At 56.3% G+C, this 12,612-nt stretch carries 7 protein-coding genes and 2 pseudogenes; 8 read left to right on the top strand and 1 reads right to left on the bottom strand.

Annotated features, from left to right (window positions below; all coding sequences use genetic code 11):
• Window position 1: 1 nt before the first annotated feature.
• The 5 genes from PSH81_RS10940 (at window position 2) to PSH81_RS10920 (ending at window position 10,148) form a co-directional block, all read left to right on the top strand.
• Window positions 2-3,085, top strand: a complete 3,084-nt coding sequence (locus PSH81_RS10940; protein ID WP_305392511.1) for an efflux RND transporter permease subunit — start codon at window positions 2-4, stop codon at window positions 3,083-3,085.
• A gap of 134 nt (window positions 3,086-3,219) precedes the next feature.
• Window positions 3,220-7,890 carry an RHS repeat-associated core domain-containing protein gene (locus tag PSH81_RS10935; RefSeq protein WP_305392766.1) on the top strand — a complete coding sequence of 1,557 codons (4,671 nt, stop codon included), beginning with the start codon at window positions 3,220-3,222 and terminating at the stop codon, window positions 7,888-7,890.
• A 1-nt stretch (window position 7,891) separates the two neighbouring features.
• Window positions 7,892-8,206: a hypothetical protein gene (locus tag PSH81_RS10930; protein WP_305392510.1), complete on the top strand. Its 315-nt coding sequence runs from the start codon at window positions 7,892-7,894 to the stop codon at window positions 8,204-8,206.
• 183 nt (window positions 8,207-8,389) lie between these two features.
• Window positions 8,390-8,812 carry a hypothetical protein gene (locus PSH81_RS10925; RefSeq protein ID WP_305392509.1) on the top strand — a complete coding sequence of 141 codons (423 nt, stop codon included), beginning with the start codon at window positions 8,390-8,392 and terminating at the stop codon, window positions 8,810-8,812.
• A gap of 952 nt (window positions 8,813-9,764) precedes the next feature.
• On the top strand, window positions 9,765-10,148 hold the full coding sequence (locus PSH81_RS10920) for a hypothetical protein (RefSeq protein ID WP_226457844.1): 384 nt from the start codon (window positions 9,765-9,767) through the stop codon (window positions 10,146-10,148).
• Between the two features lie 110 nt (window positions 10,149-10,258).
• On the opposite strand, the pseudogene PSH81_RS10915 reads toward PSH81_RS10920, so the two are convergent.
• Window positions 10,259-10,657 (bottom strand): annotated as a pseudogene (locus PSH81_RS10915) (GDP-mannose pyrophosphatase); the annotation flags it as partial.
• Between PSH81_RS10915 and PSH81_RS10910 the strand changes: the two are divergent.
• From PSH81_RS10910 to PSH81_RS10900, 3 genes and pseudogenes are all read left to right on the top strand, one after another.
• Window positions 10,649-11,600, top strand: a pseudogene (locus PSH81_RS10910) (RHS repeat domain-containing protein); the annotation flags it as partial. The pseudogenes PSH81_RS10915 and PSH81_RS10910 sit on opposite strands and share 9 nt — an antisense overlap.
• Window positions 11,601-11,742: 142 nt before the next feature.
• Window positions 11,743-12,114, top strand: coding sequence for a hypothetical protein (locus PSH81_RS10905; RefSeq protein WP_305392508.1), 372 nt, complete (start codon window positions 11,743-11,745; stop codon window positions 12,112-12,114).
• Window positions 12,115-12,139: 25 nt separating this feature from the next.
• The gene (locus PSH81_RS10900) at window positions 12,140-12,538 is read left to right on the top strand and encodes a hypothetical protein (RefSeq protein ID WP_305392507.1); all 399 of its coding nucleotides are present in this window, start codon (window positions 12,140-12,142) and stop codon (window positions 12,536-12,538) included.
• Window positions 12,539-12,612 lie beyond the last annotated feature (74 nt).

The following is a 12,612-nucleotide window of genomic DNA, read 5'->3' as shown; positions in this document are numbered from 1 at the left end:
CATGCGCGGCATCAACCTCTCCGAACTGGCGGTCAAACACCGGGCCGTCACGCTGTTCCTGATCCTGGCGATTCTGGCCGCGGGGATCTTCTCGTTCGGCAAACTGGGTCGCGCCGAAGACCCGTCGTTTACCGTCAAGGTCATGACCATCACCGCCGCCTGGCCCGGCGCCACTGCCGCGGAAATGCAGGAACAAGTTGCCGACCGCCTGGAAAAACGCCTGCAGGAACTCGACTACTACGACCGCGTCGAGACCATCGCCCAGCCGGGCTTTGTGTCAATGCGCATGACCTTCAAAGAGTCCACCCGCCCCGGCGAGATCCAGGACCTCTTCTACCAAACCCGCAAAAAGCTCAGCGACGAAGCCGCGAAGCTGCCCAAGGGCGTGATCGGCCCGTTGTTCAACGACGAATATTCCGACGTGTACTTCGCCTTGTACGCACTGGAAGCCGAACACCTGCCCCACCGGCAACAGGTGCAAATGGCTGAAGAACTGCGCCAGGGTTTGCTCAATCTGCCGGGGGTGAAGAAGGTCAATATTCTCGGCGAACAAGCGCAGCGGGTATTTGTCGAGTTTTCCTACGAGCGCCTGGCAACCCTGGGCATCAAGCCGGATCAGATTTTTACCTCACTTGCCGCGCAAAACGCCGTGGCGCCGTCGGGGTTTGTCGAGACCGCCGGTGCGCGGGCCTACATCCGTATCGACGGCGCCTTCGACAGCCTGGCGCTGATCGAAAACGTGCCGCTGGAAGTCAACGGCCGCGTGCTGCGCATCGCCGATGTGGCCACCGTCAGCCGCGGCTACGAAGACCCGCCCAGCTACCGCATCCGCCACCAGGGTGACCCAGCGCTGATGCTCGGCGTGATCATGGAAAAACACTGGAACGGCCTGGAACTGGACAAGAGCCTCAAGGCCCAGGAAGCCAGAATCCAGGCAGACCTGCCCTTGGGCGTCAACTTCGCGAAAGTCTCCGACCAGGCAAAAAACATCAGCCTGGCGGTCAACGAATTCATGCTGAAATTCTTCGTCGCCCTGGCCGTGGTGATGCTGATCAGCCTGCTGGCGCTGGGCTTTCGCGTGGGTCTGGTGGTGGCCGCCGCGGTGCCGCTGACCCTGTCGGTGGTGTTTGTGATCATGCTGCTCACCGGCCGCGAATTTGATCGCATCACCCTTGGCGCGCTGATCATTTCCCTGGGCCTGCTGGTGGACGACGCGATCATCGCCATCGAAATGATGGTGGTGAAACTCGAAGAGGGCTTCGACCGGATCCACGCCGCAACCTTTGCCTGGAGCTCCACCGCCGCGCCGATGTTGACCGGTACATTGGTGACGATCATCGGCTTTCTGCCCGTGGGTTTTGCCCGCTCCGGCGCCGGGGAATACGCCGGCAACATCTTCTGGATCGTCGGTTTTGCATTGATTTCATCCTGGCTGGTGGCGGTGGTGTTCACCCCCTATCTGGGCGTGAAACTGCTGCCGAACATCACGCCGGTACCCGGCGGGCATGACGCCATTTATGCCGGACGTTATTACCAGCGGCTGCGCGATTTGGTCGAACGCTGCGTACGACATCGCTGGCTGGTCACTGGTCTGGTGGTGACGGCCTTTGTGTTGTGCGGGCTGGGCATGGGCGCGGTGAAAAAACAGTTCTTCCCCAACTCCGACCGCTCCGAACTGATCCTGGAGGTGTACATGCCCCCCGGCAGCGCATTCAAAAGCACTGAAGCGGTGGCCGCGCAGCTGGAAAAAGCCCTGTTGCAAGAACCGCAAACCCGCCTGGTCGACACTTACGTGGGCGGCGGTGCGCCAAGGTTCTTTCTGTCACTGAACCCGGAATTGCCTGACGCGGCATTTGCCAAGTTGATCGTACAGACGGCGGATTCCCACGCGCGCGATGCTTTGAAGCTACGCATGCGCGAGCGAATTGCGGCAGGCGAATTCCCTTCCGCCCGCGTTCGCGTGACGCAATTGCTGTTTGGCCCGCCGGTGCCGTTCCCGGTGGTGTTTCGTGTTTCCGGTCCCAACGTGGAGGTACTGCGCAGCGTGTCCGAAGACGTGCGCAAAGTCGTCGCGGCCAACAAGCTGACTAAAGACGCCTTCCTCGATTGGGGCGAGCGCAGCAGTGGCTACCGCCTGGTGCTCGATCAAGACCGTCTGCGCCTGCTGGGTTTCACCCCCAACGAGGTCAAGTCCCAGCTCAACGCCCTGCTCAGCGGCAACCCGATCACCGAAGTGCGCGAAGGAAACCGCACCGTGTCCGTGGTTGCCCGCGCCCAAGGCAGCCAGCGCGAAAACCTTGGCAACCTCAGCAACATGACGCTCACCAACAGCGCCGGCACCGCCGTGCCGCTGGCCCAGGTCGGGCATTTCCAGGCGGTGATGGAAGAGCCGATCCTCAAGCGCCGCAACCGCACCACCACTGTCGAAGTTCGCGCCGACATCATCGACGGCGTACAACCGCCCGACGTGGAAATGGCCGTTTACAAAGACCTGCAACCGTTGATCGCCCAACTGCCTGCCGGTTACCACATCGACATCGGTGGCCCGGTGGAAGAAAGCGCCAAGGCCAACGTCGCCCTGGCCGCACTGTTCCCGATCATGATCCTGCTGACCCTCACCGTGATCATGTTCCAGGTGCGCTCGTTCGGCGTGATGTTCATGGTCTTCGCCACCGCACCGCTGGGCTTGATTGGCGCGGTGCCGACCTTGTTGCTGTTCAACCAGCCGTTCGGGTTCAACGCGATTCTGGGGCTGATCGGGATTGGCGGGATCTTGATGCGTAACACGTTGATCTTCACCGACCAGATCCGCCAGAACCAGCAACACGGCATGGCGATCCGCGAGGCGATTGTCGAAGCCACGGTACGCCGTGCACGGCCAGTGATCCTCACCGCGCTGGCGGCGGCATTGGCGTTTATCCCACTGACGTTGTCGGTGTTCTGGTCGTCCCTGGCCTACGTGCTGATCGGCGGGGTGCTGGTGGGTACCCTGTTGACGCTGTTGTTCCTGCCAGCGCTGTGCAGCCTGGTGCTGGGGCGACAGAAGACGCCAGTTGTCGAAACGTCCCACGCTAGCGCCGGATAAGCTCTACTCCCCTGCCCTGAAATCCTCTGCAAAGTCCCTCGCCTGATTTCACAGTGCGAGGGATTGCAGATGGAGTTTCATGTTGTAAGGGCCGTTTCGTGAACCCGGCCATTGGCAGGCTGGCCCTGACCCCAATGGATGCGAAGACGGTCGATGTCGAGGCCGTCCTACACGATTTTCGCAAATGCCTGAACACCTTTGACGACTGGGCTGAAAGCTTCTGGAGCTTTTCGGCGCTGGAGGTCGAGCAGGTGTTCAAGGTCGGTGATGAAGTGGCGCTGGTTGCGCCAGTCAACCGCTCCATCATTCCCAGCAGCACCCTCGCCACATGCCAGGCCAACGGCACGTTGACCCTGGTGCACCTGTTCCAGAGCACACGGTTCGTACCCATCGGCAACACGCCGGTGATGCTGCAACGCGTTGATCCCAACGGCGGCCCACTGGGCGAGCCGATTCACAAGACCATCGGCCCCAGCGGCATCCTCGAAATCACCGAGTGTGAGCGCAACCAGCAGTATCGGCTCAGTTTCTACCCCAATATTTCCAAGGATCACCTCAAGGTGCTGTATGCGTCCTACCAGGACGTGATCCTCGACCTGGAAGCGCGCCTGCGCGAAGCGTGGGCCAACACATTCGAAGCCCAGTGGAAGGACTACACGGATGCCAGCCCGCTTGCACGCCGCCGGCTGGAAGAAACGGCGTTTCTGACTGGCATGGGCAAGGCGCTTTACAACCTGTGGGACAACATCCCACAGCTGTATGAGCTATTGGCCGACCTCAAGCCCAACAGCGAAAAACTGCTGCACTACCTCTCCCAAACCGAACTCGACGACCTGCTGGCACTGGGCCAAGACCGCATTGCCAAGGGTTTGCTGGTGCTCAGCGATGAACCGCTGCTGTTCATCTACCTGTCGGCGATGGTCAGTTGGATGCGCCTGCTGCCGCCGCAAGAGATGAGCGAACTGATGGGCGAAATCACCAGCGAGGTGCTCATCGCCCTGCTGCTGATCCGGGTCGCCGGTGTGATGGGCGTTGTGGTGCGCCTGGGTGTTCAGGTACTCGGGCACGTCAAGTCTGGCCGGGCGCGCCAGTGGCTGGAGTTTTTGGCCAAGCAGTTGGCAGGATCGAAGCTGGAGGCGCATGTCGAAGCAGCCAAACCGGTGTTGCTGGGCAGTCCCGCGACGCCGATTTCGGGGGTGCCGAGTGCGCAGTTGAAGGCCGGGACCGAGCTGGTTTCCAACCCGGTGACGGCGGTGCGGAGCAAGTCCAGGCAGCACACGACGTTGGTGCGGCAAGAACCTGTCGATGATGTGCCCGCCACGGGCAAGAACCCCAACGGCGATGCCGCTGCGGCTGCGGATAAAACCGCGACCCATGGCTGCCCGGTGTCGATGGTCACCGGCGAAGAGTTGCTGACCCTCACCGACGGTGTGCTGGACGGGGTGTTGTCGTTCGAATGGACGCGGCTGTATCGCACCAGTGCCGTGGAAATGGACTGCGGGCTGGGGTTTGGCTGGAGTCATGCGCTGGCCCACCGGCTGGTGGTTTCCGGTGATTCGGTGGTGTGGACCGATCATGAAAACCGCTCGACGCTGTTGCCCTTGCCGACGGCCTCTCGGCCCGCGATCACCAATAGCCTGGCCGAAGCGGCCATTTATTTGGGTCATTTACCTGGTGAATTGGTACTGGCCCAGGCCTCACGTTTCTACCACTTTCAAGACGGCTTGCTGACAGCCATCAGCGATGCGTATGACAACCGGCTGCGCATTTGCCGGGATGTGCTGGGGCGCATCGAGCGGCTGGACAACGGTGTCGGGCGTTCGCTGCTTTTGCGCTACGCCTCGCACCGCATTGTTGCGGTGGACTACCAGATTCAGCGCGCCGAGGGCGCTGGCCCCTACGTTTGGGCGACAGAGTACAGCGTCGTCTCCTACACCTATGACGACATCGGTCGGTTGGTTTCGGCGACCAACGCCGTAGGCGAAAGCGAGGTGTATCGCTACGACGACAACCACGTGATTGTTGAACGTGGCCTGGCCGGTGGGGCGAGTTTCTTCTGGGCGTGGGAACGTTCCGGCAAGGCGGCGCGCTGTGTCCGGCATTGGGCGAGCTTTTCCCAGATGGACACGCGCTATGCCTGGGACGACGACGGCCGCGTCACGCTGTTCAACGCCGATGGCAGCCAGGAGGTTTACGTCCACGACGGGCGTGCACGGCTGGTGCAGCGGGTCGATCCGGAGGGTGCAACTCACTACAAATCCTACGACGACAAAGGACGCCTGACAGTCGAGCAAGACCCGCTCGGCGCGGTGACGGCCTATCAATATGACGACGCCGGACGCCTGGTCGCGGTGTTTCCCGGGGATGATCAACCGACGTCCTACGAGCATGACAACGGCTTCGTACGGGTAGTCCGGCGTGGCGACGCGGTCTGGAAATACGAGCGTAACGATCAGGGCGATGTCACCCGCCGGACTGATCCTGACGGCCATGTCACGGACTACTGCTACAACCAACATGGGCAGCTGACGGGGGTTTGGTATCCCGATAACAGTTGCCATCGGCTGGTGTGGAACGAGCGTGGGCAGCGGGTTGAGGAACAGTTGCCGAATGACGGCATCAAGCGCTATCGCTATGACGACGTAGGCCGCCTGGTCTCCCGCGAGGATGAACATGGCGCGCTGACCGGGTATCAGTGGGACAGCGTGGGTCGGATGATTCGCGTGGTACTGCCGGACGGCGCCACCCGCGAATACAGCTACAACGCCTACGGAAAAGTCACCGCCGAGTGCGATGAACTGGGGCACGTCACCCGCTATGAATATGCGGATGGCCTGCACCTGATCAGCCGGCGGATCAACGCCGATGGCAGCCAGGTCAAGTACCGCTACGACAACACCCGGTTGCTGCTGACCTCGATTGAAAACGAAGCCGGTGAAACCTATGGGTTGCAGTACTACCCCAACGGCCTGATCCAGCAGGAAATCGGCTTTGACGGCCAGCGCACGACGTATGCCTACGACCTCAACGGCAACCTGCAAGAAAAGACCGAACACGGCGATGCCGGCAGCCAGCTAATCACCCGCTACGAGCGCGACTTCGCCGGGCGCCTCGTACGAAAAACCCTGCCCGACGGCAGTGTTGTGGATTACGCCTACGACCCCCAAGGCAACCTGCTTAGCGTCGACGACGGGCATTGGGCACTGGCCTACGAGTACGACGCACAAAACCGACTCACTGCCGAACACCAAGGCTGGGGCACCTTGCGCTATGCCTACGATGCCTGCGGCCACTTGCACCAACTGCGCCTGCCGGACAACAACCGGGTGGTGTTCAACCGTGCCAAGGGGGGACACCTCGCCACCGTCGAGTTGAATGGCGAAACCCTAACCTCACACCTGTTCAAATCCGGCCAGGAACGTCAACGCCAGCAAGGCCAACTGCTAAGTCACTACCACTACGACGACCAGCAACGGCTGCATGCCCACACCGTCACCCAACAGCAAAACCACCTCTACCGGCGGCAGTACGACTACGACAAATCCGGCAACCTGAACCGCGTCCTCGACACCCGCAAAGGCGAACACCACTACAGCTACGACCCACTCAATCGCCTCACCCGCGCCGACCATTCCCAGGACCACCAGGAACGTTTCGTACACGACCCGGCCGGCAACCTGCTCATGCAAAACCGCACCGGCCCGGACGTGGTGGCGGGCAATCGGTTGATGATCCAGGGGGATCGGCATTACGACTATGACGCGTTTGGCAACCTGATCCGTGAGCGTCGCGGCAAGGGGCAGCAGCTTGTCACCGAGTATCGCTACGACTGTCAGCATCGATTAATCAGCGTCACAGCCCCCAACGGGCAAAGCGCCAGCTACCGCTACGACCCCTTTGGCCGGCGCATCAGCAAAACCGTTGAAGGCGTCACGACGGAGTTCTTCTGGCAAGGCGACAAACTGATCGCCGAACACCATGCGGAGCGGCATCGCAGCTACCTCTACGAACCGGACAGCTTTCGCCCGCTGGCACTGCTGGAAGGTTTCGGCCCTAACGACACCAAACCCTACCATTACCAACTGGATCACCTTGGAACACCCCAGGAACTGACAAACCCCGACGGCGAAATCGTCTGGTCTGCGCACTACCGTGCCTACGGTGAAATAGCCCGTCTCGACGTGGGAACAATCGATAACCCGCTGCGTTTTCAAGGCCAATATTTCGATCGGGAAAGCGGGCTGCACTACAATCGGCATCGCTACTACAATCCGGATATTGGGCGTTATCTGACGCCGGACCCGGTGAAGTTGGCGGGTGGGATCAATGGGTATCGGTATGTGCCTAACCCTACGGGGTTGGTTGACCCACTGGGGTTGAGTACATGTCCGGGTGGAAAAAGGTGCACGCAATTACTCGGAGATGAAAATCCTGCACGACAACAAAAAGTCGATGAGGGTGCACCACCTCTACCGGCTGCACACCAACGGTTCCCAAGTGATCCGAATGATTTAACAACTGTCTTGGGCGTAGTCCCTAGAGTCTCCAAGACGAAGCACGATACTCAAAGAATGGAATGGAGACCCAACAGCGATACTCGAATAAGGTTTGAAAGCCATCCAGGAGATAAAGGCCCCTATGCGCCAAGACATCATGGAGAGCACTACCACATAGTACTCAAACCGAATAATTTGAGTTGGAAGCAGGCTGAAAAACAAAAACTGTTATTGAAGGTAAAACCCGAAAATTATGACCCCGAACACGGGACAGGCTTCTTGCCGGGCGAACGACACCCAGGAATCTGACATGACAAAATTCCCCGTCTCTGATGGAACAATTGAAAAAATAACCTGCAACCGAAATACCCTCTTGTTGGAGTTCACAGACTGGCAAGAAAAATCATGGCTGATAACTTTTGAAGGTCTCATCGCATTTCAAGGTGTGAGCGCTGTTGGCGCAGAAATATGCGATATGTACGAAGAGAAAACTTCGTTTCTTTCCAAAGAGGCAGAACGGCTGGAGCTAGGTGAGACAGGAATCAGCTACTGCTTCACATCAAGCAACGGTGGAGAGGTGATATTTATAGTGGTTGCTGGCGGCTACAGTGCTGTGGAGATTTAAACCTTCCTAGTCCCCAAAAACCTGTGGCGAGCGAGCTGGGTCGCGCAGCGGCCCCACCCCAGGCAACGCATTTTTTCAGTCAGGTCCGGGTCGTCCTTGTTGGGACCGCTTCGCAGCCCAGCGCGAGCAAGCTCGCTCACTACTACTATTGCCCGTCAGCCGATCACGAGTGGGTATTCCTCAATGAGCTATTTAGACGAAGAACTGATCGCAGACCTAAAAAAATCTAATATAAACTCCAGCACTCTCTCCAAAACTGAGCACTCTGCAATAATCAGGAAAATAAATGAACACATCCCTTTTACTGGAAGCCAAATTGCTTGGAGCTCCTTGGAAAACAGCATCAGTTTTGGATCAACCTCATCAAGCGCGGCGCTTTCTATGTTTGCCGACAAAATTAACGCAGTCGCCGACGGCGAACTTATATTTATCGGCGACTCAGTTTGTGACGATGCTTATTTAGTAAACGTTGAACACATAGACCAAACACTCAGGATTTTTTCTGAATCACCTCAACACACTTACATTTTGCAGAACTCATTAGCTTGGATTGCCTGCATCTCATTTGAAGGACACCTAGACTTCGCAAACACTATATGCCGCTGAAGAGCAGAACTCTCGCGGCTCGAGCAATGTAGTAGCCCTCCCTGGCTAGACGCCTGTACTTGGTGCACCCCATTGCCTGCCCGAGTCTACCGGGAGCTTATTGGTGATCAGAGCCGCCATATCACGGATCATATTCCATTACCGAAAATACAGCAGAATCAAGAACCCTTTGAAGACTATCAACGACTCACACACACTTCAAGAGATAGAAAATGAGCACCGTATATATAAACGAAATCGGAGTAAGACCTTGGGAAAGCATACAGCCAACCCAAGACACCCGTTTCACCACTACGACATTAATAGACCATGACTTTCAAAGCGTCTGGACGTCATGGTGCAACATAATGGAAAACCTTTCATCAGAATGGCCCTTCAAAAGAGAGTGGCGTTCATCAACGACTGCCACCTTCAACTCAAGAACCGAAGAATATCTATTCATAAAAAACGCAACAAAAACACTTTAAGCCGGAGACCTGTGCAAGAAAAACGAAAAAACCAACATCTATTCCACAATCAAAAACCGACCAAGCAACCCAAGAGAGATAGAAAACCTAGCATTTGAAGGTTCCCACGACGTACTTCTGCTAATTCAAAAAAACACTCATGAAATACATGAACTCTGGTCTCAAATGACAATATTTGAAAGTCAAATCACACCCGACAACATAAGCACATTCCTAGCGTCGTCGACTGACAACTTGCTATGTAGATTTTACGATTCAGAAACACATGCCGCCGCCCAGTTCATATACCAGGCAACGAAGAAAAATATAGTTATACTAGACACAATAGAAAGCTTATTTAAAAAAATAAACATCAAGGACGTTCACCACTACATAAACAGAACCCAAAAAATATAAATACTGCAAATACAATGCGGACCTTGCTATCCCAACCCAAAAAGCAACACTGCCAGCAAGACCGAAAAAATCCACTATCGAAAAACAAAATGAAAATACGTGTCACCGAAGTCCGCTCCATCAAGAACACTATCCATGTGAGCTTCCTCTCATCCGCTGGAAGTGGCACCGCCGCATGGATCGGCATTCAGCCCATAGCGGGCAAGGAATTGGATGTCGAGTTCGATCTGGATGAGCTTTTTTCCTGGGGGGAAAACCTCACAGCATCACCTCGCAAATCACCACATATCGCCATCATCAATGGCGCGACCCATATAACGGCTGAAATGGCCCAAAACACAGACGAAGAATGGGTGGCACTCAAACTAGAGGACTCATTAATCTTCATTGAACTAAGCGAACCAATCACTCAAAAATCGGGTTTTATTGAAATAAGAGTTACCCGTGCAAACCTATATCCAACAAATATCTGAGTACTATAACCTTCACCAACAAGCCCCCCCACAGCTTGAACTCACCAAAAAGCGCAATCCGTGGGGCAAGAAATCACCGATTCAAAGTCCGCCCATTCATCCGACTCCCCCCCCTCCTTCAACACCCGCAACTCCAGATGCTGCAACAACATAATCGTCTTCCCATCCACAATATCCCCACTCTGCACCATCCCCAGCGCCTGCTCAAACCCCAACTCCAGCACCTCAATATCCTCGCCCTCCGCCTCCAATCCACCGCCTGCCCCCACTTGATCGGCCGGTTGATACTCACCGAAAAAGAAGTGAATCCGCTCCGTCACCGACCCCGGGCTCATGAACGCCGCATAGATCTTCTCCACATGGCCGACGCGATACCCCGTCTCGTCCTCCGCCTCCAGGCGAATACGCTCTTCCGGGCTGGCGTTGTCCAGTAACCCGGCAGCGGCCTCGATCAGGTAGCCGTGGTAATCATTGACGTAGGTGGGCATGCGGTACTGGCGGATCAGCAACGGCTGCATGCCCACACTGTCACCCAACAGCAGAACCACCTCTACCGGCGGCAGTACGACTACGACAAATCCGGCAACCTGAACCGCGTCCTCGACACCCGCAAAGGCGAACACCACTACAGCTACGACCCACTCAATCGCCTCACCCGCGCCGACCATTCCCAGGACCACCAGGAACGTTTCGTACACGACCCGGCCGGCAACCTGCTCATGCAAAACCGCACCGGCCCGGACGTGGTGGCGGGCAATCGGTTGATGATCCAGGGGGATCGGCATTACGACTATGACGCGTTTGGCAACCTGATCCGTGAGCGTCGCGGCAAGGGGCAGCAGCTTGTCACCGAGTATCGCTACGACTGTCAGCATCGATTAATCAGCGTCACCACCGCCAACGGTCAAAGCGCCAGCTACCGCTACGACCCGTTTGGCCGACGCATCAGCAAAACCGTTGAAGGCGTGACGACGGAGTTCTTCTGGCAAGGCGACAAACTGATCGCCGAACACCACGCGGAACGGCATCGCAGCTACCTCTACGAACCGGACAGCTTTCGCCCGCTGGCACTGCTGGAAGGTTTCGGTCCCAACGACACCAAACCCTACCACTACCAACTGGACCACCTTGGAACACCCCAGGAACTGACAAACCCCGACGGCGAAATCGTCTGGTCTGCGCACTACCGCGCCTACGGTGAAATAGCCCGTCTCGACGTGGGAACAATCGATAACCCGCTGCGTTTTCAGGGCCAATATTTCGACGCAGAAAGCGGGCTGCACTACAACCGGCATCGCTACTACAATCCGGATATTGGGCGTTATCTGACGCCGGACCCGGTGAAGCTGGCGGGTGGGATTAATGGGTATCGGTATGTGCCCAATCCTACGGGGTGGGTGTATCCGTTAGGGCTAAGCAATTGCCCTGGTGACAATTGTAAGCCCAATGCTTCCGTTGCCGCTCCCAAGCCTAACGTTAATGAAGGTGAGCCCGCTTTACCTCAGCTGACGCGAACTGAGCGACGGGCGAAAATAGATGAACTAACAGAAAAAATGCAAAGAAAAAAGTTCTGGAATTTGAGACGAATTACAACATGCACACAGCAGAAAAACATAGTCCAGACATACCAAATCACACGTTGAGACAACGTTCTATCGACGGTACAAACCCAACAACTGGCGAACTCGAACGGATCAGCTCAAGCTCACAATTTAAAACTTGGAAAATGCAGCTTCACGCTATAAACAAGGCAATGGGAAGAATGAAGGATAGCTCAATATCACCAACAGGGTTTGATGCGCGCGGTAACCCCGTGGTAGTGGTCGAACTACCCGGTGCAGGAAGAGGCTACAAACCTAACAATAGAAATATAAACAACCCAACGTACGTGGAAAATATGGACAAAGCAGAGATCCGATTTGATAGAAACAACCAAACCCGACCATTTACAGCTTTTCCTAAGTGAGGATGCAATGCTGAAGTGCCCATTTATGGATGCGCCTTACATCCCAAATATCTCCCACGTTTTAGGAGCCTTATCGATATACGACCTTGAAAATACAATCGGCAGGGAGCTATGGAAGTACGACCAAAACAATGAAGAAGACAGAGAAAAAATAATAATTTCCTTTGTGCTTCGCGACCTTATGTACCTCTCTTACAGGCACCGATTTGTATTGATGTCCGCACTCAGGGATGCACTGAATGATCCAAATTTTGACTTCGCCAAAGAATTCGAAAGCGATCACGACAAGTACGAAACAATGGCCTGGGACGAAACCGAAATAGCCGACCCCCGAGGCTTCTTCGCCGACATCTACCGACTCGCCAACAAAGTCTGGAAAGATGACCTCCAAAAAGCCAGCCAAGAAGACCCATCAACCTGGTAAAACCACCAAACCCTGTAGTGAGCGAGCTTGCTCGCGCCGGGCCGCGCAGCGGCCCCACCCCAGGCAACGCGTTT

Origin of the sequence: Pseudomonas sp. FP2335 (assembly GCF_030687535.1) — a bacterium.
GTDB lineage: Bacteria > Pseudomonadota > Gammaproteobacteria > Pseudomonadales > Pseudomonadaceae > Aquipseudomonas.
This window is presented reverse-complemented; position numbering and strand designations above follow the sequence as displayed.

Excerpts from the sequence above, each read along its gene's own strand:
- PSH81_RS10900 (WP_305392507.1), top strand. The coding sequence starts at position 12,140 with ATGGATGCGCCTTACATCCCAAATATCTCCCACGTTTTAGGAGCCTTA.
- PSH81_RS10935 (WP_305392766.1), top strand. The coding sequence starts at position 3,220 with ATGGATGCGAAGACGGTCGATGTCGAGGCCGTCCTACACGATTTTCGC.
- PSH81_RS10905 (WP_305392508.1), top strand. The coding sequence starts at position 11,743 with ATGCACACAGCAGAAAAACATAGTCCAGACATACCAAATCACACGTTG.
- PSH81_RS10920 (WP_226457844.1), top strand. The coding sequence starts at position 9,765 with ATGAAAATACGTGTCACCGAAGTCCGCTCCATCAAGAACACTATCCAT.
- PSH81_RS10925 (WP_305392509.1), top strand. The coding sequence starts at position 8,390 with ATGAGCTATTTAGACGAAGAACTGATCGCAGACCTAAAAAAATCTAAT.
- PSH81_RS10930 (WP_305392510.1), top strand. The coding sequence starts at position 7,892 with ATGACAAAATTCCCCGTCTCTGATGGAACAATTGAAAAAATAACCTGC.
- PSH81_RS10940 (WP_305392511.1), top strand. The coding sequence starts at position 2 with ATGCGCGGCATCAACCTCTCCGAACTGGCGGTCAAACACCGGGCCGTC.